Source organism: Janthinobacterium sp. HH106 (assembly GCF_001758725.1).
In the GTDB taxonomy this organism is placed as follows: domain Bacteria; phylum Pseudomonadota; class Gammaproteobacteria; order Burkholderiales; family Burkholderiaceae_D; genus Janthinobacterium.
The window spans coordinates 9,663-35,517 of the sequence record NZ_LRIC01000053.1; the positions used below are offsets into that span (position 1 = coordinate 9,663).

Below are 25,855 nucleotides of genomic sequence, written 5' to 3' on the forward strand. Positions count from 1 at the left end.
CGTCTCCGGTCACCCGGCCGGAGACGCGGCAACCCATCGGATCAGCATGCATACACCCGTCACGCCCGGCCTCCTCATCCTGCATGGCAACCAGCTGGAACAGCTGCGCGCCGCCGTCTTCCAGTGGCTGCGCCAGCATCCGCTGGCGCCGCTGGAAACGGATATCTTCCTGGTGCAGTCGAACGGCGTGGCCGAATGGCTGAAGATCGCCCTGGCCGAGGAGATGAAAGTGTGCGCCGCCACGCGCATCGCGCTGCCGGCGCGCCTGCTGTGGGAAAGCTACCGGGGCATGCTGGGCCGCGAGCGCGTCCCGCGCGTGTCGCCGTTCGATAAATCCCCGCTGACCTGGCGTTTGATGCGCCTGTTGCCGTCGCTGCTGGCCGACCCGGTGTTTGCGCCGCTGCGCTACTTCCTGGCCGATGGCGATTGCGAACGCCGGCTGCAGCTGGCCGAGCGCCTGGCCGACTTGTTCGACCAGTACCAGGTCTACCGCGCCGACTGGCTGGCCGACTGGGCGGCCGGGCGCGACCAGTTGCGCACGGCGCGCGGGGAAGCCATCGTCTTGAAGGAAGACCAGCGCTGGCAGGCGCAGTTGTGGCGTGCCGTTGGCCAGGACGTCGAGGCCTTGGAGCGCGACACGGGCCGCGCCGACATCCATGAGGCCTTCCTGGCGGCGATCGCCGCCGGCGATGCGCCGCTTGGCAAGCTGCCGCGCCGCGTGGTGCTGTTCGGCGTGTCGGCCTTGCCCTACCAGACCTTGCAGGCGCTCGCTGCGCTGGCGCGCCACACGCAGGTGGTGCTGGCCGTGCCCAATCCATGCCAGTTTTACTGGGGCGACATCATCGACGGACGCGACTTGCTGCGCGCGGAAAACAAGCGCCAGCGGCAGCGCAACGGCACCGACCTGGCGCACATTCCGCTGGAAGAATTGCATGCGCACAGCCATCCGCTGCTGGCCAGCTGGGGCAGGCAAGGGCGCGATTTCATCCGCATGCTCGACGAATTCGACGAACACGCGCAAGCCGAAGGGCGTGACGACAGCCTGCGCATCGACCTGTTCGGCGAGGAGACGGGCGAAACCCTGCTGCAGCAGGTGCAGGTGGCCATCCGCGAACTGCGCCCGTTGGCCGAGCATGAGCAGGTACCGCCCGACGCCGGCGACCGCTCGATCGAATTCCACGTGGCGCACAGCGTGCAGCGCGAAGTGGAAGTGCTGCACGACCAGCTGCTGGCCATGTTCGCGCACAGCGCCGAGACGCTCTTGCGTCCGCGCGACGTGGTCGTGATGGTGCCCGATATCGACACGTTTACGGCCGCCATCCACGCCGTTTTCGGCCAGTACCGGCGCAACGACGAGCGTTTCATTCCGTTCGAGATCGGCGACGTGAAGGACCGCAGCGTCAATCCGCTGCTCGTCGCGCTCGAGTGGCTGCTGCAGCTGCCGCAGCAGCGCTGCCGCCAGAGCGAAGTGCGCGACCTGCTCGACGTGCCGGCGCTGGCGGCACGTTTTGGCCTGCAGCCGGACGACCTGGCCACGCTGGGCGCCTGGATCGAAGGGGCGGGCGTACGCTGGGGCCTGGACCAGGAACACCGCGCCGGCCTGGGGCTGGGCGCGGCCGGGGAACAGAATGCGTGGATCTTCGGCGTGCGGCGCATGCTGCTCGGCTATGCCAGCGGCAGTGGCGCCAGCTTCGGCGGCATCGAGCCGTATGCGGAAGTGGGCGGCCTCGATGCGGCGCTGGCAGGGTCTTTGGCGCAGCTGGTCGAGGCGTTGCTGCACTGGCGCACCGTGCTGGCCGGCGCGCGCACGCCCGCCGAGTGGGGCGCGCAGGCGCGCGCGCTGCTGGCCGCCTTTTTCGATGCGGACGACGAGGGCGACCGCCTGACCCTGGCGCAGCTCGAGGGCGCCTTGCAGGGCTGGCTGGAAACCTGCGGGCATGCGGGCTTTGTCGAGGCGGTGCCGCTGTCCGTGCTGCGCGTGGCGTGGCTGGGCGCGCTGGACGAACCGACCCTGAACCACCAGTTCGTCTCCGGCGGCGTGACTTTCTGTACCCTGATGCCGATGCGCGCCGTGCCGTTTCGCGTCGTGTGCCTGCTGGGCATGAACGATGGCGATTTCCCGCGCCGCGCGCAGAAGGCCGATTTCGACCTGCTGGCGCTGCCCGGCATGGCGCGTCCGGGCGACCGCTCGCGCCGCGACGACGACCGCTACCTGATGCTCGAAGCCTTGCTGGCCGCGCGCGACAAACTGTACGTGAGCTGGGTGGGGCGCAATGTGCGCGACAATTCCGAGCAGCCGCCGTCCGTGCTGGTGTCGCAGCTGCGCGACTACCTGGCCGCCGGCTGGTCGCTGGACCGGCACCTGGTATCGCTGACCACCGAGCACGCGCTGCAGCCGTTCAGCCGCCGCTATTTCGAGGCCAATGGCTTGCTGACCTATGCGCGCGAATGGCGCGTGGTCCATACCGATGCCGATGCGCAGGCCGCCGCGCTGCCGCTGGGCCCTTACGAACTCGATCCCGGCACGCGTCTGAAGCTGGGCGAGCTGGCCAGCTTCTTGCGCCAGCCCGTCAAGTACTTCTTTCGCCGCCGCTTGAGCGTGTATTTCGCCGACGCGGCGATGCTGGGCGAGGATGAGGAGCCGTTCGGCCTGAACGCGCTCGAGCGCTATCTGCTGGAAGACACCATGCTGGACGACGGCGGCGCCGTGGAAGATATCGACGACGTGCGCGCCAGCCTGGAGGCGCGCGCGGCACGCCTGGCGCGCGAAGGCGTGCTGCCCATCGGCCTGATCGGCCGGCAGGTGCAGGCGCAGCTGGTCGAGGCGCTCGTGCCCGTGCGCAGCGCGTGGCTGTCCTTGCGCGCCTCGTTCCCGCTGGCGGCCGACAAGCGCGCCATCAACCTGCCCTACGGCGAGGTGCAGATCGACGACTGGCTCGACAGATTGTGCAGCAACGGGCAGGAGACGGCCTGGCTGATGCAGATTTCCTCGAAGGTGACGGACAAGGGCGGCCAGGCGCGCGGCGACAAGCTGATGCTGATGTGGCTGCGCCAGCTGGCCGCCGCCGCCCTCGGCTTTCCCGTCACCGGCTATCTGGTGGCGCGCGATGCCATCGTCAGCATGGCGCCGCTCGATCCGGCCACGTCGCGCGACGCGCTGGCGACCCTGCTGGCGCTGTGGCGCGAAGGCATGAACCATCCGCTGCCCACGGCCTGCAAGACGGGCCTGGCGCTGGTGCAGCAGGGCGACCCGCGCGCCGTGTATGACGGCGGCTTCGACATCTCGGGCGAGCGCGAAGAACTGTGCCTGGCGCGCCTGTGGCCCGAGTTTTCCGCGCTGGCCGCCGAGGAAGCGTGGCAGGACTGCACGCGCGAGCTGTATGGCCCGCTGGCCGACTGGCTGCAGCAACACATCACGATTGACCCGATCAGCGCGCCCGATGATGGCGCGGGAGAAGAACCATGACGAGCCATCTGCTCAACCCCCTGGCGTTTCCGCTGCACGGCTCGCGCCTGATCGAGGCGTCCGCCGGCACCGGCAAGACCTGGACCATCGCCGCGCTGTACGTGCGCCTCGTGCTGGGCCACGGCGACGATGACAGCCGCTTTACCCGCCCGCTGCTGCCGGCCGACATTTTGGTAATGACGTTTACGCGCGCCGCCACGCGTGAATTGTCGAACCGCGTGCGCGAGCGCCTGATCGAGGCGGCCGCTTATTTTCGGCACGAATCCGGCATTGAATCCGGCGGCGGCGACCCGTTTCTCGACGCCCTGCTCGAGTCCTGTCCGGACGAGAGCGAACGGCAAAAGGCCGCGCACCGGCTGATGCTGGCCGCCGAGACGATGGATGAAGCGGCCATTTTCACCATCGACGCCTGGTGCCAGCGCATGCTGCGCGAGCACGCGTTCGACAGCGGCAGCCTGTTCGACGAAGAACTGGTCAGCGACGAGCAAGCGCTGTTCGAGGATGCGGCCCACGATTACTGGCGCCAGCAAGTCTATCCCTTGCCGCCGCAGGCGCTCGACGTGCTGCTGGCATGCTGGCCCGACGTGGCAGCGCTGAAGAAGGGCGCGCGCGAGCTGGCGCGCCGCGCCGACATCATGGGCATGGCGGACGAAGAACCGTTGTCCACCCTGATCGCGCGCGAACAGCGGGCGCTGGCCGCGCAGCTGGCCACCCTGAAGGCGGGTTGGGTCGAGCGCGTGGACCTGATGGCCGCCTGGATCAACGACCACCGCGCCATCAATCCCAAATGTTTTAACGGTGTCAAGATGAAACCGGAGAACCTGGCGAAGTGGTTCGACGGCTTGCGCCGCTGGGCGCAGGATCCGCTCCTGCTGCTGCCCGCCATCACGGCCAAGGCGTGGGAACGATTGACGCCGTTCGGCATCGAGGATGCGTTTGCCAAGAGTTTCACGGCCCAGGTGCCCGAGTGCTTCCAGCATACGGAGGCGCTGGGCATCGCCCTGGCGGCCATCACGCCGCTGGCGCACAAGCTGCACCTGCATGCGGCGGCGGCCATCGCGCGGCGCATGGATCAGTTAAAACGCCAGTCGCGCCAGTTCGGCTTTGCCGACATGCTGCAACGCCTGCACGACGCGCTGGCCGGCGAGAATGGTCCGGCCCTGCGCCAGCGCATCATCGACCAGTACCCGCTGGCGATGGTCGATGAATTCCAGGATACGGCGCCCGCGCAGTACCAGATCTTCAATTTGCTGTACCGCATCGCCGACAACGATCCGGCGCTGGGCCTGTTCCTGATCGGCGACCCGAAACAGTCGATCTACGGCTTTCGCGGCGCGGACATCCAGAGCTACCTGGCGGCGCGGCGCGCCACGGCAGGGCGCCACTACCAGCTGGGCACCAACTACCGCTCGACGGCGCCCCTGGTGGCGGCCGTCAACCAGCTGTTCCTGCACGCCGAGCGCGCCGAGGTGCCGGCCGGTGCCTTCCGCTACCGCAAAAACGGCGAGAATCCGCTGCCGTTCGAGGCCGTCGACGCCAAGGGCCGCGACGAGTACCTGGTGAACGCGGGCGGCCCCCTGCCGGCCCTGCTGGCCGCCTGCGCCAGCGATGAAGGATTGCGCGGCGACGGCTACCGCGAGTATTTCGCGCAGCACTGCGCGGAGCACATCGTCGCCATGCTGGGCGATGCGCAAGCCGGTTTCGCTGGCCCCGACGGTTTTACGCGCCTGCAGCCGGCCGACGTGGCCGTGCTCGTGCGCGACCGCAAGGAAGCGGCGGCCATCCGCCGCGCGCTGGCGCGCCGCCGGGTCGCCAGCGTCTACCTGTCCGACAAGGATTCCGTCATCGACAGCGAGGAGGCGCAAGACGTGCTGCGCTGGCTGGCCGCGCTGGCCAACCCGCTCGACGGGGGGCTGGCGCGCGCCGCCTTTGCCACGCGCACGATCGGCCTGTCGCTGGGCGAGCTGGCGCGTCTGTCGAGCGATGAACTGGAATGGGAACGCCGGGTCGAGCAGCTGAAGGCCCTGCACCTGATCTGGCAGCGCCAGGGCGTGCTGGCCATGCTGCGCCGCTTCATCCACGAACTGCAATTGCCCGCCATGCTGCTGCAGCAGACGGGCGGCGAGCGGCGCCTGACGAATCTGCTGCACCTGGCCGAACTGCTGCAATCGGCCAGCCGCCAGCTCGATGGCGAGCAGGCGCTGATACGCTGGCTGGCCGAGCAGATCGCCGGCGAGGGCGACAACGGCGACGAGCGCGTGCTGCGCCTGGAAAGCGATGCGGAGCTGGTGAAAGTCATCACCGTGCACAAATCCAAGGGCCTCGAATATCCGCTCGTGTATCTGCCGTTCGCCGTCACGGCGCGCAAGGTGGATAAACGCAACCGCAGCTTCTTCGACTATGCGGGCGACGATGGCGAACGCCGCCTCGACCTGTCCTTGTCCGACGAAGCGATGGCGTTTGTGGAAGAGGCGCGCATCGAGGAAGACTTGCGCCTGCTGTACGTGGCCCTGACGCGCGCGCGCCACTTCCTGTGGCTGGGCGTGGCCGCCCAGGCGGCGCGCAAGGCGGGCGAGAACACCCTGCACGAATCGGCGCTGGGCTACCTGCTGACGGGCGGCGACAAGCTGCCGGCGGAACAATTGCTGCTGCGCTGGCAACAGGTGGCGGGCAGCTGCGACGCCATCTATGTGAGTTCCCTGGCGCAGCCCGACGCCTGCACGGTGCTCGACCGCATCGAGCGCCGTCCCGAATTGCGGCCCGCACCCGTGTTCGTGGGCGAATTCGAGCGTGACTGGTCGGTGGGCAGCTTTACGTCGCTGACGCGCCAGATCGGCGCCGTGGCGGCAGCGCACGTGCCGCAGCGGGCGCTGGAAGAGACCTTGCTGGAAGATGGCACGGCCGTGGCCGTGGCCGCGCCGACGCAAATGGGCGACGCGCCGTGGCACCGCTTCCCGCGCGGTTCCGTGCCCGGCAATTTCCTGCATGAGCAGCTCGAGTGGATGGGCGGCGAAGGCTTTGACGGCGTCCACGATGCCAATTTCGATGCGCGCCTGGCCGCGCGCTGCGAACGGGCGGGCTGGGGCCACCGCCAGGAAGACGCCATCGCCTGGCTCCGGGAAATCGCCGTCACGCCGCTGCCGCTGCTCGATGCCTCGCTGTCGCAGCTGGACAGCACCCTGTCCGAGATGGAGTTCTGGTTCCCCAGCGAGCATTTGTCCACCGAAGCGCTGGATAAACTGTGCACGCGCTTGCTGCTCGACGGCGCGCCGCGTCCCGCGCTGCCGCGGCGCCAGCTGCACGGCATGCTGAAAGGCTTTGCCGACCTGGTCATCGAACGGGAGGGGCGCTACTGGGTGCTCGACTACAAGTCGAATGCGCTGGGCGCCAACGACGCCGCCTACCACACGCAGGCGCTGGCGGCCGGCATGGCGCAGCACCGCTACGACATCCAGGGCGCCATCTACATGCTGGCCCTGCACCGGCTGCTGAAAAGCCGGCTGGGCGACGCCTACGACCCGGCCGAACATCTGGGCGGCGCCATCTTCCTGTTCCTGCGCGGCATAGCGAATGCGGACACGCATGGCTGCTACTGGCTGGCGCCGAAGCTGGAATTGCTGGACGGCCTCGATCAACTGTTAGAAGAAACGGAACACCATGCAGCATGACGCGCAGATGGACGCATTGTTTACCCATGTCGACGGCATCGCCGGGGATGGCCATCTGCGCCGCCTGAGCGCCGCCTTTGCCCGCTTCATCGCCAGTCTGGAGGGGCAGGCGCCGCATGCGCGCGCCGTGGCCGTGGCCTGCGTGGTGCTGTCCGAACTGGAAGGGCGGGGCCACAGCTGTTTGATGCTGGCGGACCTGGCCAGCGAACCTTCGCAGCTGCTGGGCTGGAACGAGGAGCTGTGGCATGGGGTGCTGGCCGTTGCCGGCCCGCTGCCGGACAGCGTCGCCGGCTGGCGCGCGCTGCTGGCCGGCGCGCCGCAGGTGTGGCAGGTGGGTGCGCCCGATGTGAAACAGCCGCTGGTGCTCGATGGCGACCGTTTGTACCTGCGCCGCTACTGGCGTGACGAGACGCTGGTGGGCGAGAAAATCGCCCTCCGCGCGCAGGACTTGAGCGAGCCGCCGCTGGCGCAGGTGCGGCAGTGGCTTGACATCCTGTTCGACCAGCCCACGCAGGACGGTGGCCCTGACTGGCAAAAGGTGGCCTGCGCCGTCGCCTTGCGCGGCAAGGTGGCCATCATCACGGGCGGCCCGGGCACGGGCAAGACGTACACGGTGGCCAGTTTGCTGACCTTGCTGTTTGCCGTCTCGCCGCAGCCGGAGCAGCTGCGCATCGCGCTGGCCGCGCCGACTGGCAAGGCGGCCGCGCGATTAAAACAGTCGATCGACAAGGCGCTCGAAGGGCTGGCGGCGAAGGCCGGCGACGCGCTGCCTCTGCTGGAACTGGCGCGGCGCATGGGCGCGGCGCGCACCCTGCATAGCTTGCTGGGCGCGCGGCCCGATACGCGCGCCTTTGCCCACCACGCGGGCAATCCGCTCGACGTCGACGTGCTGATCGTCGATGAAGCGTCGATGGTGCACCTGGAAATGATGGCCTCCGTGCTCGACGCCTTGCCTTCCACCGCCATCCTGATTCTGCTGGGCGACAAGGACCAGCTGGCGTCCGTGGAAGCGGGCGCCGTGCTGGGCGACTTGTGCCACGATGCGCAGGCGGGCGGCTACACGGACGCCACCATCGCCTATGCGCAGGCGGCCAGCGGCGTGGCCATACCTGCCGCCTTCGCGGGAGCGGCCGGCGCGCTGGCCCAGCAGACGGTGATGCTGCGCCACAGCCACCGCTTCAGCGGCCCGATCGGCGAGCTGGCGCTGGCCGTGAATGCCGGCAGGCCCGACCTGGCCAGGGCGTGCTTCGCCGCCGACAGCGGCGGCCAGCTGGCGTGGAGCGTGCCGGCGCAGCAGGAAGACGTGCTGCGCCTGGCCTTGCGCGGGCGGGTGGACGCGCCGGGCGGCTATCAGCCTTACCTGGCGCTGGTGAACGCGGGCGAGGCCGCGTACGCGCAGCATGACGACTGGGTGCGCGCCGTGCTGCATGCTTTTGAAGCGTTCCGCATCCTGTGCGCCGTGCGCGAAGGCGAGTGGGGCGTGGCGGGCTTGAACACGGCCATCGAGCTGCGGCTGGAAAAGGATGGGCTGATACGCCGCAGCGAATGGTATGTGGGCCGGCCCGTGATGGTCACGCGCAACGATTACGGCACGGGCGTGTTCAATGGCGATATCGGCCTGACCCTGCGCGACCCTGCGCGGCCGGGCTCCCTGCGCGTGTACTTCCTGGAAGGGGATAATGTGCGCAGCGTGCTGGCCACGCGTTTGCGCCACGTGGAGACGGCGTTTGCCATGACGGTACACAAGTCGCAGGGCTCGGAATTTCGCCACACGGTGCTGGTGCTGCCGCAGGAAGGCGGCGCCATGCTGGCGCGCGAGCTGGTCTACACGGGCATCACGCGCGCGCGCGACTTCTTTACCCTCGTCTCGCCCACGCAGGCCGTGCTGTTCGACGCGATTTTGCGCCGCACGCAGCGCGCCAGCGGGCTGAGAGGGTTGATCGGCTGAGGGCTTGATGGGAGGGGGTGCGTTTCCTTGTGGAAATATATGTGTTGTATTCCGAATATTGACGATAATTGTTCCGTTTTTTGTGTGAGAATGCTTACGTAGGTGAAGTAGTGCAAAAGCACTGTTTCACGCCAATCAAATCGAAACGAGGAGTCCATCATGTTGTCTTCCCTTCGCACGCGCCTGGTGCTCATTTGTGTGGCCATCGTCGTCCTGTCCATGCTGGCTTTGTCGGTCGCCAATTACGTCACCACGCGCAGCAGCATGCTGGCGTCGTCGGACCAGCAGATGCAGCAGCTGCTGCAAAGCCAGTCCGCCGTGCTGGCGCAATGGGTCGATGGCAAGAAGAAAGTCATGGCCTCCGTCGTCATGTCGGCCGAGACGCCCGATCCGCTGCGCGCCTTCCAGATCGCGGAAAAGGCCGGCGATTTTGCGGAAGTGTTCATCGGCTACGCGGACAAGCGTTCCGTGTTTACCCATCCGGGCCGCCCGGCCGATTTCGATCCGACTGCGCGCGCCTGGTACACGGACACCGTCAAGGCGGGCGTGCCGATGCTCACGCCGCCGTATGTGGACGCGGCCAGCCACAAGCTGGTGGTGTCGTTCACGGCGCCCGTCGGCCCGAAAGAGGCGCTGCTGGGCGTGGCAGGCGCGGACGTGCTGCTCGATACGGTGATTGCCAACGTGGTGGCGATCAAGCCGACGCCGCACAGCTTTGCCTTCCTCGTCGACCAGAGCGGCACCATCATCGCCCACGCGGACAAGGAACTGAGCCTGCAGCCGGTGACGAAACTCGATGCGGCGCTGTCGGCCGCGCAGGTCAACCGCCTGGAAAGCTCGCGCGCGAGCGAGGCCGTGCGCCTCAATGAGCGCGACGGCAAGCTGTACGTGACGCGCGTGGCGGGCACCGACTGGCTGCTGGCCGTGGTGCTCGACCAGCAGGAAGCCATGCAAGCCTTGCAGACGATGCTGACGACGGCCACCGTCACGGCCGCGCTGCTGACCGGGCTGGCGGCGCTGCTGCTGTCGCTGCTGGTGTTCAAAATGCTCAAGCGCCTGGAACTGGTGCGCGACGCGCTCGACGACATCGCCTCGGGCGAGGGCGATTTGACGCGCCGCCTCGACGCTTCCGGCGTGGATGAACTGGCGCAGATCGCGGGCGCCTTCAACCGCTTCATCGACAAGATCGCCGCCGTGCTGGTGAAGATCCGCACGGCCAGCGAATCGGTCAAGGTATCGTCGTCGGAAATCGCCGCCGGCAACCAGGACCTGTCGTCGCGTACGGAACAGCAGGCGAGCTCGCTGGAGGAAACGGCCGCTTCGATGGAAGAGTTGACCAGTACCGTGAAGCAGAACGCGGACAATGCGCGCCAGGCCAACCAGATGGCGCAATCGGCGTCCGGCGTGGCCAGCAAGGGCGGGCAAGTGGTGGCGCAGGTGGTCGACACCATGGCCTCGATCAATGACTCGTCGAAGAAGATCGTCGACATCATCAGCGTCATCGACGGCATCGCCTTCCAGACCAATATCCTGGCCTTGAATGCGGCAGTCGAAGCGGCGCGCGCGGGCGAGCAGGGACGCGGCTTTGCCGTGGTGGCGACGGAAGTGCGCAGCCTGGCGCAACGCTCCGCTGGCGCAGCGAAGGAAATCAAGCTGCTGATCGACGATTCGGTGGGCAAGGTCGATTCGGGCGCGCGCCTGGTCGACGAGGCGGGGGCGACGATGCAGGAAATTGTCGACAGCGTGCGCCGCGTCACCGACATCATGGGCGAGATCACGGCCGCCAGCGTCGAGCAAAGCTCGGGCATCGAACAGGTGAACCAGGCGATTGCGCAGATGGACCAGGTGACGCAGCAGAATGCGGCGCTGGTGGAAGAGGCGGCGGCCGCCGCAGAAAGCCTGCAGGACCAGGCCAGCACCCTGGCGCAGGTGGTGGGCGTGTTCAAGCTCGATGACGGGCAGGCGCCGCAGCAGCAGCAGCAGCAGCCAGCCAGGCCCGTGGCGCGCGTGCCGGCTCCGGCGCGCATCGCCGGCCGCCCCGCCACAAAAGCGCCCGTCGCCAAGCAGGAGCGCAGCGACGAGTGGGAGACGTTTTAAACTTTAAGTACGCCGGGGCGCCAGGGTCGGCGCCATCTGCTTTGCGACTTCAAAAAAAGCGTTGGTGGCCGGCGTGTTCTGGCGCCGGTCGCGCACGGCCAGGCCCACCTTGCGGCTGACGGGCGGGTTCAAGGGCAGGGCGACCAGCTCCGGATACTGTTCGCGCAGCCGCTGCGGCAGGGCCAGTTCGGCCACGATGGAGACGCCGTCGCCGCGGCTGACCATGTCGAGGATGGTGATCACTTGGCTGATGCGGTAGGGGACATTGGGCTGCAAGCCCGCGTTGGCGAACAGGGGTTCGATCAGGCAGGCGCAGCCCGCCTCGGACATGATGAACGGCCCTTCGCACAGCTGCGCCAGGGTGATGGCCGTTTCGCTGGCCAGCGAGTGGCTGCGCGGCACCAGCGCCATCATCTGGTCTTCCACCAGCGGCGCCGTGTCGAAACGCTCGTCGGGCAGCACGACGAAGCCCACGTCGACCCTGCGTTCGCGTATCCACTGCACCACTTCATGGTCGGCGCCTTCGTCGATGCGCAGGGCGATGCCCGGATAGCGCAGGCGGAATTGCGCCGTGATGGCCGGCAGCAGGTTGAGGGACGAAGTAGGGCCGAAGGAGCCGATGCGCAGGCTGCCCTGGCGCTGGCCCAGCACGTCGGCCGCTTCCTGGCGCATGGCTTCCGACAAACCGAGGATTTCGCGCGCGCGCACCAGCAGCTGGCGGCCCACGTCCGTCAGCTCGGCCGATGCCTGGTGGCGCACGATGAGGTCCACGCCCATTTCCTTTTCCAGCGCTTTTAACGCATGCGAGACGGCCGACTGGCTGATGCCCAGTTGCGCGGCGGCGGCGGAAAAACCGTGCAGTTCGGCCACCAGGGTAAAGATTTCCAGTTGCGTGAAGGTCATGCTGTGGTTTTCCTGTTATATGAGTATTTACTCATTATTTCATGAGTTGATATTAGTATTAATATATAAGTGTACAGCATGTACGCCACCCGCCGCGCAAGCGGCTTTACAGGAACTCCCATGTCTTCTTCCGCCGTACCTTCAGCCGCCTTGCCTGCCGCGCAATCGCCGCTCGTCTATCTGAAACTGATCTGCGTCGCACTGTTCTGGGGCGGCACCTTCATCGCGGGCCGCGTGCTGGCGCAGCAGATGCCGCCCATGACGGCCGCCAGCGGGCGCTTCGGCGTGGCCGTGCTGCTGCTCGTCGTGCTGGCGTGGAAACTGGAAGGGGGCTTGCCGCGCCTGGACCGCAAGCAGATGGCGACGACGGCGGCGCTGGGCCTGACGGGCATCTTTTTATACAACCTGTGCTTCCTGGCGGCCCTGTCGCGCATGCCGGCCGGGCGCACGGCCCTGTTCGTGGCCTTGAATCCCATCGTCACGGCGCTGGCCTCGGCCATGCTGTTCCGCGAGCGGCTCGGATCGTTAAAATGGCTGGGCATCGTGCTGGCATTCTGCGGCACGGCCATCGTCATCACGCGCGGCGACCTGGCCGGCGTGCTGCACGGCACGGGCGGCGGCATCGGCGCCGGCGAAATCTTCATGTTCTGCGGCATTTCCAGCTGGGCCGCCTATACGCTGATCGGCCGGGTCGCGCTGAAGGGCTTGTCGCCCATCGCCGCCACCACGTATGCGGCGATGTGGGGCCTGGCTTTCCTGCTGGTGGGGGCGGCCGTCGAATTCCCCACCGTGCCGTGGCACAGCTTCGGCTGGCAAGTGTGGGCCGCCATCGGCTACCTGGGCGTGTTCGGCACGGTGATCGGCTTTGTCTGGTATTACGAGGGCGTCAAGGCGCTGGGTCCGTCGCGCACGGCCGTGTTCAACAACCTCGTGCCCGTGTTCGGCATCGTGCTGGCGGCGGGACTGCTGGGCGAGCCGGTGCTCGCCTCCATGCTGGTGGGCGGCGCGGTGACGATTGCCGGCGTGGTGATGACCAACCGCCAGGGGAAATAGTTATGGGGTCAGACCCGTCGGGTCTGACCCCGGCATTCAGCCGTGCTTAGCGGGCGCGGCGGCGCTTCGATGGCTTGGCCGGCGCCTTCTTGTGCCGGCTGACGGAAGCGCGCATCACTTTCGGCTCTTCGATGCCGTTCTCGGCCGCCAGCATGCGGCGGATGTTGACGGCGTCCATGGCGCGCACGGAATTGGCGCGCGCGTTGAGCAGGATCATGGTGGCGAACTTGCCGGCCGACTTGATGCGCATGATCAGGCAGCGGCCCGCTTCATTCGTGTAGCCCGTCTTCGACAGACCGATATCCCAGCCCTTGGCGCCCACCAGGCGGTTCGTGTTGTGGTATTCCACGTCGCGGCCCTTGATCTGAATGACGTCCTTCGAATCGGTGGTGATGCGGCTGATTTCCGGGTAGCGCGAGGCCGCCACGGCCATCTTGACGAGGTCGGCGGCCGTCGACTGGTTATTCGGCGACAAGCCCGTCGGTTCCTCGATCACGGTCTGGCGCATGCCCAGGGCCTTGATCTTGGCGTTGACGGCCACGGCAAACGCCGTCGGGCCGCCGGGGAAGGTGCGCGCCAGCGAGGCGGCGGCGCGGTTGTCGGACGACATCAGCGCCAGTTGCAGCACGTCGTGGCGGCTCAGGGTGGCGCCCACGGGCACGCGCGAAGTGCTGTGTTTCAAGGTGTCGACGTCCTCGCGGTCGATGCTGATCTCTTCCTGCATATTCGCCTTGGAGTCGAGCACGACCATGGCTGTCATGAGTTTGGTCAGCGAGGCGATCGGCACCACCACGTTGGAATTTTTTTCAAGCAAGACTTTGCCTGTGCCGTCTTCGACCACCAGGATCGACTGGGAACCGAAGGGCACGGCGATGGCCGCTGTCGAAAGCGTCATCAGCACCGCGGCGAACATTTTTTTGAGCATGGGATTGTATGTGGGAAAGCAGTTTTGGGGCGCCATCGTGGGCGCTGCGCGCAAATCCGGAACAGGGCCGCGCGGGGACGCGGCGTGTATCTCGGAGGCAATATTTGCCAAGCTTAAACAATACCATTAAAGATCAAGCGATGTCTACGGTACAAGCCCGCGACAGGCGGCTTTGCGGGCAATTTGGCAAATAAATGGGACTATTCTTGCCGTAGTGAAAATTGTTCCGCACTTATTGATTTCATCTTGGAAACTTCGTATGAATTAAGCAATATTGGCAGTCTGATCCGGAGGGCGCCGTGAGCTTCGCCGTTGATGCCTGTTCCTTCGCGCTTCGTTGCCCCGCGCTAGGCCCCGCAAGCGGGGCGCCGTAGGCATGCGTTCACGCTCGCAGCGCGGACTGCAGAGAACGCATCGTGCTAAAAAATATACGGACTGGTGCCGCAGCATCGACGCCGGGGCGCATGCAGGTGCCGGTACGCGAACTGGCCCAGCGCGGCGTGGGCTTTCGCGTCTGCAATAACACCTTGCAAGGACGCAATATCGACCGCCAGCGCGTGCTGCCCGAAGCCGTCATCGTGCCCTCGGGCGTGGCCGAGCTGAGCCGCTTGCAGTGGCAGCAAGGCCATGCGTATATCCAGCCCTGACGCACGCGCCGCTGCCGGACGGCAAGGGCGCGGCGTGAAGGGGGGGCAACGCTTACTGGATCTTGGCGATCGACACTTCAGTCGATTTGACCAGCGCGATGACTTCGCTGCCCACTTTCAGGTCCAGGTCCTTGATCGAGCGCGAGGTGATCACCGAGGTGACGATGCCGTGCGGTGTTTCCACGTCCACTTCGGATACCACGGGGCCAAAGATGATTTCCTTGATCTTGCCGCGAAACTGGTTGCGTACATTCACTTCCGAGATAGCCATGCTGTTTCCTTTATGCCCGTAATACGCCGTGCGGCGCGACATGGCCAGAGTACGGCGCGCGCACGCTTTTGACCACGAATCGATGCGCATATCGATATGCGCAAACAGCTGCGGACATGAAAAAACCGGGACATGTCCCGGTTTCTCGTTGATGCAGATCAGATTACTTCTGATAAATCTTGTCGAACTCGCCGCCATCGTCAAAGTGTTTCTTTTGTGCCTGTTTCCAGCCGCCAAACACTTCATCGATGGTGAACAGGGTGATCGGCTTGAAGCTGGCCGCGTATTTCTTCGCCACCGCTGGCGAACGGGGGCGCAGGTAGTGCTTGGCGACCAGTTCCTGGCCCGGCTCCGAGTACAGGTATTGCAGGTAGGCAGTGGCTTCCTTGCGGATGCCGCGGCGGTCGACGACCTTGTCGACGACGGCCACCGGCGACTCGGCCAGGATGGAGATGCTTGGATACACCACTTCGAAGTTGTCGCCGAATTCGGCGCGCACCAGTTGTACTTCATTTTCAAACGTCACCAGCACGTCGCCGATTTCGCGCTGCGTGAAGGTGGTCGTGGCGCCGCGGCCGCCGCCGTCGAGCACGGGCACGTTCTTGAACAGCTTGGCCACCAGGTCGCGCGCCTGCGCTTCGCTGCCGCCTTTTTTCACGGCATAGCCCCAGGCTGCCAGGTAGGTGTAGCGGCCGTTGCCCGAGGTTTTCGGGTTCGGCACGATGACCTTGATGCCGGGCTTGGCCAGATCGTCCCAATCCTTGATGTGTTTCGGGTTGCCTTTGCGCACCAGATATACCATGGTGGAATAGAACGGCGCCGCATTGTTCGGGAATTTCTTGGCCCAGTCGGCCACCACGAGGCCGCGGTCGACGAGGATATCGATGTCATTGGCCTGGTTCATCGTCACGACGGACGCTTCCAGGCCGTCGGCCACGGAGCGCGCCTGCTTGCTCGAACCGCCGTGCGATTGCTTGATGGTGATGGTTTCGCCCGTTTTGGCTTTCCAATCCGCAATAAATGCGGGATTCACATCCTTGAACAATTCGCGCATCACGTCGTACGAGGCGTTCAGCAAGACCACGGGTTCGGCGGCGGACACGCTCATGGGCAGGCTCATGGCGGCAGCGGAAGCGGCCAGGGCGCTGGCCAGGAACCAGCGGCGCGAGCGTTGGGTGAGTGTCGCTGCGGCAGTCGATACGGCGTTGGAATGGGTCATGTTGAACTCTTGTTGTGAGAATAGACAGACATAGTCTAAAATTCCGGCCGGAAAAGAAACGAATTTTTCGTAATATGCTTAGATACGATTCCCGTTTGCGCTAAAAAACAGATATCGATTTTTGGAAACATTCGTGGGCAAGGCGCGCATCAGCACTTAGTCTGCAGGCATGGCGCCATAGGCAAAACCAGCGCGTGGCGTGCGGCAAAAAACCCGATTGCGCCGCTTGGTGTATAGTCGAATCGCACGATACAGGGGTAAAACCGTCTGCATCGGCAACTGGAATATTTTGTGAGCGTACATGAGTCTTGAAATTCGTATTGCAACATCGACCGACGCTTTCGAGGCGTGCAACGTATTACGACGCTCCATCGTCGAATGCTGCAGCCTCGATCATCGGGACGATCCGGCCATCCTGGAAGCCTGGCTGGGCAATAAAACACCGCAGATGGTGGCGTGCTGGTTTGCGTCGCCCACCAATTTTTCGCTGGTCGCAGTCGAGCAGGGCGCCGTCGTCGGCGTCGGCTTGCTGACGCGCGCCGGCAAGCTGGCCCTGTGCTACCTGCTGCCCGAGGCGCAAGGCCGCGGCGCCGGCAAGGCGCTGGTGGAGCAGCTGGAAGCGCAGGCGCGCGAGTGGGGCATCAAGGCCCTGCAACTGCACAGCACGGCCAGCAGCCAGGCCTTTTTCGTCAAGCAGGGCTACATCGAGGCGGGCAATGTGCGTTCGCCGTATGGCGTGGAAACGATTTTTTGCTGGAAACAGATTGACCCCGCAGGCATCGCCAGCGGCGACCCCAAGCGCAAGCGCTTCTGCAACTGCAATTCGGCCTGACGGCCCGCCAGCATTTCAGCCCGCCCATCCGGCGGCGGGCCTTTCCCTCCCTTTGCATATTTCCCGTTTCCCTTTAGTTTCCGTTCAGTAACTGATCTGGATATACACGCCGTGCGGTACGGCATCGTTTGCCGGCAGCAAGGTACCGTTCGCAAACAGTTTCAGTTCGCCGGGCGCGAACGCCAGCCAGTCCTCGTTCTGCGTCAATGGATGCGTGGCGATGACGGCGATGCGGTCGTCCAGATGGTTGTGCTGGCGAAAATCGATGCTGCGCTCGCAGTCGATCAGTTGCGCCACGGAAAACGGGTATTCGCGGATCACATAGTGCAGATGCGTGGAACAGTGGGCAAACAGCAGCTCGCCGTCCGACAGGATGAAATTGAAGGTGCCGTGCGCAGCGATCTCCTTGGCGACCTCGGCGATGGCGGCGCGCAGGACGGCGCGCGCGGGCTCACCGGCGGGAAACTGCGCGCGCAAGCGGGCCAGCAGGTGGCAGAACGCCTGTTCGCTGTCCGTGTCGCCGCTGGCCTGGTAATGCGCATTGGCGGGCGCGCGCCACGTTTTGAGGTCGCCATTGTGGGCGAAGGACCAGGTCTTGCCCCACAGTTCGCGGGCGAACGGGTGGGTGTTTTCCGGCGCGATGCGGCCCTGCGTGGCCTTGCGGATGTGCGCGACGATGTTTTTCGCCTTCACGGGATGTTGCTGCACCTGGGCGGCCAGCGGCGAATCGATGGCGGCCAGGTGATCGGTCAGCAAGGTGCAGCCGCTACCGGAATGATAGGCAATGCCCCAGCCGTCGCGGTGCTCGTCCGTGCGGCCGCCCCGCTCGGCAAAGCCGGCAAAGGAAAATCCCAGCGCGGCCGGCTTGCTGCTGTTCATTGCGAGTAACTGGCACATGGCGGCCCTTCCTGGTGGTATCGGTACACGCCCACAGTAAAGGCCGGGGCAGGGCGCTGGAACGAATGATTCCGACTATCGATATGCGCCGTCCGTTGCGTCGTCCATATTTGCTGCGCGCATATCAAATGGCGAAACCATTCGTTCTCCTTTGCTTGACACGGCCTTACTCTGCACACTTTGGCGCCGTCGTCCCCATGCGGGACGCCGGCGCAGTCCGATGAAGGAGCACGTATGCCATTTCCCGTCCTGAAGAACTACCTGGCCCGTCTGTCGCATCAAACCCAGGCCGGCACCAGCGTCTGGCTCGACGGCGAAGGCAGGGCGCTGGGGCGTTTCTTCAATTGCACCATGACCAGCGCCTTCCAGCCGCTGCGCGAACTCGACAGCGGCAAGCTGGTGGCGTTCGAGGGACTGGCGCGCAGCGTGTCGAAGGCGGACGAGGGCTTGTCGCTGTGGCGTTTGCTCGACCACGCGGCCAGCGACGACGAATCCGTGGAGCTGGACCGCTTGTGCCGCATGCTGCACGCCATTAATTTTTTCCGCCAGGGCGAAGCGGAGCAGTCGGACCTGTACCTGAACGTGCATGACCGCTTGCTGAGCGCCGTCAGCAGCAACCATGGCCACGCCTTCCAGCGCATCCTCGACGCGTTGGGCTTGCCCATCGAGCGTATCGTGCTGCAATTGCCGGCGGTGACGCCGAACCAGGGCTGGCTGCTCAACTACGTGGCCGACAATTACCGGCGCAACGGTTTCCGCCTGGCCATCAACGTGGCCAGCGTGCACGAGGCAACGGGCATGCTGGAGCGCTTGCACCCGCATGCGTTCAAGCTGGACGCGGGCAATCTCAGCGACGAGCAAGCCGTCGCCAGCTTCGTCACCGTGTGCCATGCGGCGAAGATCCGCGTCATCTTCAAGCGCCTCGACACGCCGGCCGCGCTGGCCGCGCTGCAGCGCGTGGCCGCCGTCACGGGCTTGCCCATCGTCGCCCAGGGCTATTTATTGGACAAGCCCCTGACGGCGCTGGCGCTGGCAAACCGCGACGTCGCGGCCAGTGCGGCCGCCGTGTAGGATGCCGAATCCTGAAATGAGGGCGGCACGATAGGCATTGAGGGTTTTTCTTCGCAGCACAATACGCTATAGTATTCCCATCGTTACATTGGACTGACTATGGCATCGCGCAGAAATTTTCTACATCACGGTATGGGCCTGGCCGCGCTGGGCCTGGTAGCCACCCCACTCATCGGCTGCGCCTCGCGCACGGCCGCTCCCGCCTCGGCTTCGGCCAGCGCCAAGCCGCGTGCGCCGCGCACGGGCGTGCCGCCCCAGCCGACGCAACTGGCCAGCGTCGACCGCTCGATCACCTCGCAGTCGCGCCAGGCGATCACGGAGATGGAGCCGCCACCCGACATCTTCGATGCGCAGGCACTGGACCTGGAATTCTGGCTCAAGCCCCGCACCCTGGAAGTGGTGCGCCCGGCCAGCAATGAAAAGGCGAAACTGCTGTACTGGAAAGATGGCGAAGTCATCGATTCGGCCTACCAGGAACTGTGCCACTTGCTGCGCGACGTGAACGGCAAGAAGACGGCGCCCATCGACCCGAAACTGCTGGAAACCCTGTGGGGCACGCAAGCGTTCGTGGCCCGCTACGGCATCGAGCAGCCGCTGGAAATCCTGTCGGGCTACCGCACGGCCGAATCGAACGGCAAGCTGCGCGAAGCGGGCGTGCCGGCCGCGCGCCAGTCGCTGCACATTTCGGGCCGCGCCGCCGACATCCGCGTGGCGAATCTGAACGCGGAAGTGCTCGGTTCCCTCGTGCGCAGCTTCAAGCAGGGCGGCGTGGGCTTCTATTACCGCTCCGGCCCCCGTGGCGGCTGGATCCATGCGGATACGGGATTGCAGCGCGTCTGGAAAGGTTAAACACCTGACCAAACCTCGCTTGGCGCGCTTTGCGGCCTGTGATGCTCGCCGTACCTTGGTACGGCTGCGCGTCTCGACCACAAATCACTGTCGCTCGCTACGGTTTTGTCAGGCGTTTGTTTGATCAGTCATAGTGATACGGCGGCTCCGGCACGCTATCGGTGCCGGCGCGCCGCCATTCGTCGAAATTCACGGGGCGCTCCCAGAAAATGCGCCAGCCCAGGCGCTGGCTGGCCCGCACCTCAGGGTGCGCCTGCAGAAAGCCGTCGATGAAACGGGTAAAGTCCGATACGTAACCGCTGCGGCGGTAGGGAAGTCGATGCGGCATGGCTGCTCCTTTCTTGCCTGGCCTGGCTTTTGACCTCTGGCGCACGCAAAAGTGCCGCGCTCTCTTCCATGAAACTCTCCAGCCATAACATCGAACTGTTCCTGGCCGTCGTCGACGGCGGCTCGTTCTCGGCCGCCGCGCGCGCCTTGCGCCGGGCGCCGTCGGCCGTCAGCATGGCGATGGCCAACATCGAGGCGGAACTGGGCATCGCCCTGTTCGACCGGGGCGCGCGCGAAGCCGTGCCCACGCCGGCCGCGATGGCGCTGCTGCCCCACGCGCGCCTGATCACCGAGCAGCTGAAGCAGTTGCACCTGCACGTGCAGGAATTGTCGCAGGGACTGGAAAGCCGCATTTCGCTCGGTATCGCGGCCGAACTCGACCATGCGCCTTTTCTCGCCGCCGTGCGCGCGCTGTCGCAGCGCCATCCGCTGCTCGACATCGAGGTGCTGACGGCGCCGCAGGACGATGTGCTCGACATGCTGCACCGGGGCCGCATCAGCGCGTGCATGGCCTTTGCCGGCGGGCGCATCAATCACGAGGAACAGTTCCAGCTGGTGGGCAGCGATGCCTTGCTGGCGATTATTTCCACCCAGCATCCACCCGACGTGGCGGGCCGGCCCCTGTATATCGAGGAATTGGTGAATTTGCGCCAGATTATCGTGGCCAGCCGCGAACTCGACCTGGCCGATGCGCGCCCCGTGGTGGGGCTGTCCTACTGGCGCACCGACAGCTTGCCGATGGCGCTGGCGATGGTGGAGGCGGGACTGGGCTGGGGCAACTTTGCCGCCTCGGCCATCAAGGAATCGCTGGCGGCGGGGCGGGTGCGCTGCGTGGCGTTCAAGAATACGGGCAATGGCCTGGTCGTGCCCATCCACCTCGTGTGGATGAAGGACCGGCCGCTGGGCATGGCGGCGCGGTCCTTTCTTCAGTTGCTCAGCGAAGCGGCCTGAACGTCAGCAGGCTCTTCCTTCGGCTGCTGCGCCGACAGGGGCACGCCGAACAGGCCGTCGAAGAAGTAATTGAAGATGAAGCTGTAGCACGGGATGATCAGCATCAGCGCGAAGTCCAGCACGAACGCTTGCCACAGGCTGATATCGAGCCACCAGGCGATCAGCGGGATCAGGTAGATGACAAGCGTGATCTGGAAGCCGATCGCATGCAGGATGCGGCGCCAGACGGTGCGCGTGCGCGATACTTGCCGGATTTCCCAGTATTCGAACGCCGTGTTGTAGAGCAGGTTCCAGATCACGGCGATGGTGGTGATCATGATGGCCAGCGGGCCCGTGCTGGTGGGCGACTCGCCTGAAAGCAGGGTCAGCCAGGCCGTGGAAATGGCCATGCCGATGATTTCAAAGGCGGTGACGTAGACGATTTTGCGTTTGATGCCTTGCATGTAAAACCTGTAAAGAAGAGATGGCGCGTATTTTAAGTCAGTCATGCTGATGCTAAAAGTTGATGGCTATCAGTTTTTCTGATGGATGTGGCGTGGAATTACCATGCTTGCCGCGAACGAGGGATAATGGCGGCTGGCGGGCAAACGCTCCCCTGCATCACGGCAGCACATCACCGCAGAACATCACCGCAGAAAAGGTCAACGAGCATGCAAGGCGCAGCAGACAGCAACATTCCCGATATCCCGGATTCCCCCGCCAGCGCGGACGAACGTCCCCGTTTCCGCCCCCGTCCGTGGGAGCACCTGGAAACGCCATATGACGTGGAAGTGTGGATCGAGGAACATAATCGCAGCATGCAGGACAATATCCGCGCCACGGAAACGGGCGTGGGCATCTGCTTTACCCTGGCCGAAGGGGGCGACATCTATATGCAGACGAGCGCCGACGGCGCCGTCGTGCTCGACGTGACGCCGGACGCGGCGTGGGTGTCTCCCCTGATCAGCGCCGCCACGGGCTGCGAGACACCCGCTTCGTCCTTGTGGATATTGCCTGACGATAAGCTGATCCAGCTGATCGTGGGCCTGTCGAGCCTGGTGGCCAGCACCTTGCTGGTGGTGGGCCATGATTTCGGCTTGCGCCGGCACCGCATGGGCCGCTGATCGGCCTTGTTGCGGAAACGTTATCTGCGGCAGGCATGGCTCGACACTGCGCGTGACGCGTGCTAGTCTCGCTACTGCACCCACCTGTTTGCCAGGGCGGCCGTGCAAAGGACAGCCATGGATACAGCACCGCAAGCGGTACCTGCTCTGGATTCCTCCCCGCTCGGCCACGACGGCGTGCCGCGCCATGTCGCGCCCCTGCTTGACGATGGCGTCTTCAGTCCGGAACGGATGAAGGCCGAACGCGAACAAGCTTATTTCAACGATTTATACCTGCTGGCGCCTGTTGCCTATTTCGTGCTCGGTCTCGATGGCGTGATCCTGCAGGTCAATCTGGTGGCGGCGGAACTGTTCGGCCTGGCGCGGGGGCATCCCGGCCACGTGCTGTTCCGCTCCTATGTGCACGAGGCGTTCCGCCACGATTACGACCAGTTCGTGCAGCGCGTGCTCAACAGCAGTGAACCCGAGCGCATCCAGCTGCAGGTACAGCTGCCGCCGCCGCGTCCCGGCGCGCGCGAGGCCGGCTTGCCCGTCAGCCTGCTGGGCAGCGCCGATCCGAACGGCCAGGCGCTGCGCCTGGTGCTGGAGCAGGCCGAAGGCAAGCTGGCCGCGCTCGAACGCAGCGAAGAGCGTTTCCGGCGCATCGTGCACAGCGCCGAGGAGGGCATCTGGGAAATCGATGCGCAGGCGCTGACGAGCTTTGTCAATCCGAAGATGGCGCAGATGCTCGATTGCCAGATCGAGGATATGCTGGGCCAGCCGCTGGCCGCCTTCATGGATGAGGAGGGGCGCGCCATCCTGGAGCGTAACATTGCGCGGCGGCAGGACGGCATCGTCGAGCGCCACGAATTCAAGTTCCTGCGGCGTGACGGCAGCACCCTGTGGGCCACCCTGGCCACCAATCCCATCTTCGACTCCGCCGGCACCTACCTGGGCGCGCTGGCGCTGGTCAGCGACATCACGGCGCAGCGCGCGGCGTCCGAGCGCATCTGGCGGCAAGCCAATTTCGACCAGCTGACAGGCTTGCCGAACCGCCACATGTTTCTCGACCGCTTGCAGCACGAGGCGGCCCATGCCAAACGCGAAGGCGCTTGTCTGGCCCTGCTGTTCATCGACCTCGACCATTTCAAGCAGGTGAATGACCGCCTCGGTCACGAGAAGGGCGACATGCTGCTGCGCCAGGCGGCGCAACGCATCAGCGAGCGCGTGCGCGCCACCGATACGGTGGCACGCCTGGGCGGCGACGAATTCACCGTCATCCTGGCCGGCGTGGGGCAGCTGGGCGGCATCGAGCGCGTGCTGCAGGAGCTGACGGCCGCGCTGGCCCTGCCGTTCATGCTCGACGGCGACACGGCGCAAGTGTCGGCCAGTGTGGGCGTGGCCCTTTATCCGGCCGATGCCGAGGCGCCGGACACCTTGCTGCGGCATGCGGACCAGGCCATGTATGCGGCCAAGAGTGCGGGGCGCAACGGCTACAGCTATTTCACGCCGGCCTTGCAGCAGGCGGCCGAATTACGCCGCAGCACGGTGCGCGAGATGCGCCTGGCGCTGGCGCAGGACCAGTTCGAAGTGCATTACCAGCCCATCATCCGCCTGCGCGATGGCGCCATCGAGCGGGCCGAGGCGCTGTTGCGCTGGCGACATCCGCTGCGCGGCTTGCTGGTGCCCGCCGATTTCATCGCCTTTGCCGAGGCGAACGGTCTGATCATCGATATCGGCGAGTGGGTGTTTCGCCAGGTCGTGCGCCAGGCGCGGAAGTGGCAGGACGAGCATGGCGCTCCGTTCCAGATCAGCATCAACAAGTCGGCCATGGAATTTCGCTGCGACGCCGCGCTGTACCAGGACTGGGGCGGGCATCTGGCGCGCCAGGGGCTGGCGCCGGGCGCCATCGTCATCGAGACGAGGGAAGCGGTGCTGCTCGACGAGGGTCGCCAGGTGGTCGACCGGCTGCGCCAGTTCCGCGCCATGGGCCTGGCCCTGGCGCTCGATGATTTCGGCAGCGGCCAGGTGTCGCTCGCGTGCATCAAGAAGGCCGACATCGATTTTCTCAAGATCGGCCGTTCCCTGGTTGGCGAGCTGGGGCGCGATGGCGACGGGCAGGGCCTGTGCGAGGCGATCATCGCGCTGGCGCAGCGGCTGGGGCTGAAAGTCGTGGCCGAAGGCGTGGAGACGGCGTCGCAGCGCGACCTGCTGCGCGCCGCCGGCTGCGACTATGCGCAAGGGTACTTTTTTTCGCGCGCGCTGCCGGCGGGGCAGATGGACCGCCTGCTGGCGTCTCAGCCGGCGGCCTGAAGCGTTTCCTGCGCCTGCCCGGCGCCTTCCATCAGCTCTTCCACGGCGGCCAGCGTCGCGGCGGCGCTGACCGAGGCCAGCGTCAGGCCCGGCGCCAGGATGACGCGGTAATGGCGGCTGGCCGGATAGAACCAGCGGTAGTTGTCGGTGCGTATGTAGTAGCCGACGATTTTCTTGTCGTACGCCGAGGCGATGTGGATCACCGACGTGTCGGGCGACAGCACCAGTTCGCAGCGGCGGATCAGGGCCGCCAGCTCCAGGATGTGGCCCGTGGGTGGCGCGCTCATCACGTTGGCATGGCCGGCGCCGCGCACGATTTCGGCGGCGCGCGCCTCGGTGCCCGGCGCGGCGATTACCAGCAGCGCATGGCGCGGATAGCGTGCCGCCAGGGCCGCGCAGCAGCGCTGGGCGTCGGCCACGCTGACCGTGCGCTGCGCATTGCTGCCTTGGAAATTGAGGCAGAACAAGCCTTCATGTGTACGCAGCAAGGTGTCGCAGGCGGCGTCGACCCGGGCCGCGTGCGCATCCACGCCGAACAGTTCATAGCGCGTATCGATGTCGCGCAAGCCAAATTGTTCGAAGGTGGCGAAAAAGCTGTGCAGGATGTGGCGGCTGCGGTCGCAGGGCACGGTATGGTCGAACATGCCCAGCTTTGCCGTCGAGGTGCCGTACTTGGGAATGGCAAAGCCCGTCAGATAGCGCGCACCCAGCCATTTGATACGCAGCAGCAAGGGAATCGAAAAGCGGTTGTAGGGATTGAAGATGACGTCGTAGCGGCGCCGGCGCAGCTCGGCGATGGTGCTGCGCAAGTCGCGCAGCAGCGGCTGCTTGTCCCAGATCAGGATCTCGTTCACATGCGGGTTGTCGGCGATGACATCGCGGTTGGCGCTGCTGGCGGCCACGTCGATCTGCCAGTGCGGATAGTTTTTCTTCAGCTCGCGCAGCAGGGCCGAGGTGACGATCATGTCGCCGATCTTGTCGTTACGCAAAATCAGTACCTTGCGCACCTTGGCGATATCGAGGGGCTGCTTGCCGGATTTGCCCAGCAGGGCATAGCTGATCAGCCGGGCGGCGGTTTTTATCAAGGAAACTCCGGAAGTAGATGGCGACAGCAGCATCTTACGGATTGGCTATGTCACCGTCAAATGTGGGAACTCGCCCAATGTTGCCTTCAATAATGTTTCCGGGGAGCGGATGCGCCCGGCGTCCAGTATCCAGCGCCACCCCAGGTAATTCGGCAGATAACGGCTGGCCACCCCCTGGAAGATGCGCAGCCAGCCCCGCAAGCGGCTGTGATACGCGTTGACGTTCTGCACGTGGGCAGCGCCCTGCACGC

20 protein-coding genes and 1 pseudogene are annotated in these 25,855 nt (G+C 65.4%); 12 read left to right on the forward strand and 9 right to left on the reverse strand.

Features of this window, described 5'->3' with window-relative positions:
• Positions 1-46: 46 nt before the first annotated feature.
• From recC to JAB8_RS20810, 4 genes are all read left to right on the forward strand, one after another.
• On the forward strand, positions 47-3,466 hold the full coding sequence (recC, locus tag JAB8_RS20795; RefSeq protein ID WP_070291254.1) for an exodeoxyribonuclease V subunit gamma: 3,420 nt from the start codon (positions 47-49) through the stop codon (positions 3,464-3,466).
• Positions 3,463-7,134, forward strand: coding sequence for an exodeoxyribonuclease V subunit beta (recB, locus tag JAB8_RS20800; RefSeq protein WP_070291255.1), 3,672 nt, complete (start codon positions 3,463-3,465; stop codon positions 7,132-7,134). Before recC ends, recB begins: the two co-directional genes overlap by 4 nt.
• The gene (gene recD / locus JAB8_RS20805; RefSeq protein ID WP_070291256.1) at positions 7,124-9,082 is read left to right on the forward strand and encodes an exodeoxyribonuclease V subunit alpha; all 1,959 of its coding nucleotides are present in this window, start codon (positions 7,124-7,126) and stop codon (positions 9,080-9,082) included. The genes recB and recD overlap by 11 nt, the downstream gene beginning before the upstream one ends.
• Before the next feature lie 159 nt (positions 9,083-9,241).
• Positions 9,242-11,179, forward strand: a complete 1,938-nt coding sequence (locus JAB8_RS20810; RefSeq protein ID WP_071654443.1) for a methyl-accepting chemotaxis protein — start codon at positions 9,242-9,244, stop codon at positions 11,177-11,179.
• A gap of 3 nt (positions 11,180-11,182) precedes the next feature.
• Here the strand turns inward: JAB8_RS20810 and JAB8_RS20815 are convergent, their stop codons facing one another.
• The gene (locus tag JAB8_RS20815) at positions 11,183-12,082 is read right to left on the reverse strand and encodes a LysR substrate-binding domain-containing protein (RefSeq protein WP_070291257.1); all 900 of its coding nucleotides are present in this window, start codon (positions 12,080-12,082) and stop codon (positions 11,183-11,185) included.
• Between the two features lie 120 nt (positions 12,083-12,202).
• On the opposite strand from JAB8_RS20815, the gene JAB8_RS20820 reads away from it, so the two are divergent.
• Positions 12,203-13,135 carry a DMT family transporter gene (locus JAB8_RS20820; RefSeq protein ID WP_070291258.1) on the forward strand — a complete coding sequence of 311 codons (933 nt, stop codon included), beginning with the start codon at positions 12,203-12,205 and terminating at the stop codon, positions 13,133-13,135.
• Between the two features lie 46 nt (positions 13,136-13,181).
• Here the strand turns inward: JAB8_RS20820 and JAB8_RS20825 are convergent, their stop codons facing one another.
• Entirely contained in the window at positions 13,182-14,060 is an 879-nt protein-coding gene (locus JAB8_RS20825; RefSeq protein ID WP_034778183.1) for a serine hydrolase, read from the reverse strand.
• A gap of 416 nt (positions 14,061-14,476) precedes the next feature.
• On the opposite strand from JAB8_RS20825, the gene JAB8_RS20830 reads away from it, so the two are divergent.
• Positions 14,477-14,707: a DsrE family protein gene (locus tag JAB8_RS20830; protein ID WP_254679560.1), complete on the forward strand. Its 231-nt coding sequence runs from the start codon at positions 14,477-14,479 to the stop codon at positions 14,705-14,707.
• 52 nt (positions 14,708-14,759) lie between these two features.
• Here the strand turns inward: JAB8_RS20830 and JAB8_RS20835 are convergent, their stop codons facing one another.
• Positions 14,760-14,978 (reverse strand): TOBE domain-containing protein, encoded by a 219-nt coding sequence (locus JAB8_RS20835; RefSeq protein WP_034757699.1) that lies wholly within the window; start codon positions 14,976-14,978, stop codon positions 14,760-14,762.
• A gap of 163 nt (positions 14,979-15,141) precedes the next feature.
• Positions 15,142-16,197 (reverse strand): sulfate ABC transporter substrate-binding protein, encoded by a 1,056-nt coding sequence (locus tag JAB8_RS20840; protein ID WP_139143118.1) that lies wholly within the window; start codon positions 16,195-16,197, stop codon positions 15,142-15,144.
• Between the two features lie 301 nt (positions 16,198-16,498).
• Here JAB8_RS20840 and JAB8_RS20845 point away from each other — a divergent pair, with 301 nt between their 5' ends.
• A complete protein-coding gene (locus JAB8_RS20845) occupies positions 16,499-17,029 on the forward strand; it encodes a GNAT family N-acetyltransferase (RefSeq protein WP_070291260.1) in 531 nt (176 codons plus the stop codon).
• Between the two features lie 84 nt (positions 17,030-17,113).
• Here JAB8_RS20845 and JAB8_RS20850 read toward each other — a convergent pair whose 3' ends face one another.
• Entirely contained in the window at positions 17,114-17,926 is an 813-nt protein-coding gene (locus JAB8_RS20850) for a class II glutamine amidotransferase (protein WP_071654444.1), read from the reverse strand.
• Between the two features lie 234 nt (positions 17,927-18,160).
• Between JAB8_RS20850 and JAB8_RS20855 the strand changes: the two genes are divergently transcribed.
• Both JAB8_RS20855 and JAB8_RS20860 read left to right on the forward strand, forming a co-directional pair.
• Complete coding sequence (locus JAB8_RS20855) at positions 18,161-18,997, forward strand: EAL domain-containing protein (protein ID WP_070291262.1); 837 nt, start codon at positions 18,161-18,163, stop codon at positions 18,995-18,997.
• A gap of 132 nt (positions 18,998-19,129) precedes the next feature.
• Positions 19,130-19,846, forward strand: coding sequence for a DUF882 domain-containing protein (locus JAB8_RS20860; RefSeq protein ID WP_070224836.1), 717 nt, complete (start codon positions 19,130-19,132; stop codon positions 19,844-19,846).
• A gap of 124 nt (positions 19,847-19,970) precedes the next feature.
• Here the strand turns inward: JAB8_RS20860 and JAB8_RS20865 are convergent, their stop codons facing one another.
• The gene (locus JAB8_RS20865) at positions 19,971-20,174 is read right to left on the reverse strand and encodes a DUF3460 family protein (protein WP_070291263.1); all 204 of its coding nucleotides are present in this window, start codon (positions 20,172-20,174) and stop codon (positions 19,971-19,973) included.
• Between the two features lie 68 nt (positions 20,175-20,242).
• Between JAB8_RS20865 and JAB8_RS20870 the strand changes: the two genes are divergently transcribed.
• Positions 20,243-21,124 carry a LysR family transcriptional regulator gene (locus JAB8_RS20870; protein WP_070291264.1) on the forward strand — a complete coding sequence of 294 codons (882 nt, stop codon included), beginning with the start codon at positions 20,243-20,245 and terminating at the stop codon, positions 21,122-21,124.
• On the opposite strand, the gene JAB8_RS20875 is transcribed toward JAB8_RS20870, so the two are convergent.
• Complete coding sequence (locus JAB8_RS20875) at positions 21,100-21,567, reverse strand: PACE efflux transporter (protein WP_070291265.1); 468 nt, start codon at positions 21,565-21,567, stop codon at positions 21,100-21,102. The genes JAB8_RS20870 and JAB8_RS20875 overlap by 25 nt on opposite strands.
• Before the next feature lie 207 nt (positions 21,568-21,774).
• On the opposite strand from JAB8_RS20875, the gene JAB8_RS20880 reads away from it, so the two are divergent.
• Both JAB8_RS20880 and JAB8_RS20885 read left to right on the forward strand, forming a co-directional pair.
• The gene (locus JAB8_RS20880) at positions 21,775-22,227 is read left to right on the forward strand and encodes a hypothetical protein (protein WP_070291266.1); all 453 of its coding nucleotides are present in this window, start codon (positions 21,775-21,777) and stop codon (positions 22,225-22,227) included.
• Positions 22,228-22,344: 117 nt separating this feature from the next.
• On the forward strand, positions 22,345-24,519 hold the full coding sequence (locus tag JAB8_RS20885) for an EAL domain-containing protein (RefSeq protein ID WP_343216110.1): 2,175 nt from the start codon (positions 22,345-22,347) through the stop codon (positions 24,517-24,519).
• Here JAB8_RS20885 and JAB8_RS20890 read toward each other — a convergent pair.
• Together JAB8_RS20890 and JAB8_RS20895 are read right to left on the reverse strand one after the other, a co-directional pair.
• On the reverse strand, positions 24,504-25,604 hold the full coding sequence (locus JAB8_RS20890) for a glycosyltransferase family 9 protein (RefSeq protein WP_070291267.1): 1,101 nt from the start codon (positions 25,602-25,604) through the stop codon (positions 24,504-24,506). The two genes, JAB8_RS20885 and JAB8_RS20890, sit on opposite strands and share 16 nt — an antisense overlap.
• A gap of 45 nt (positions 25,605-25,649) precedes the next feature.
• Positions 25,650-25,855: pseudogene (locus JAB8_RS20895) on the reverse strand (IS1595 family transposase); the annotation flags it as partial.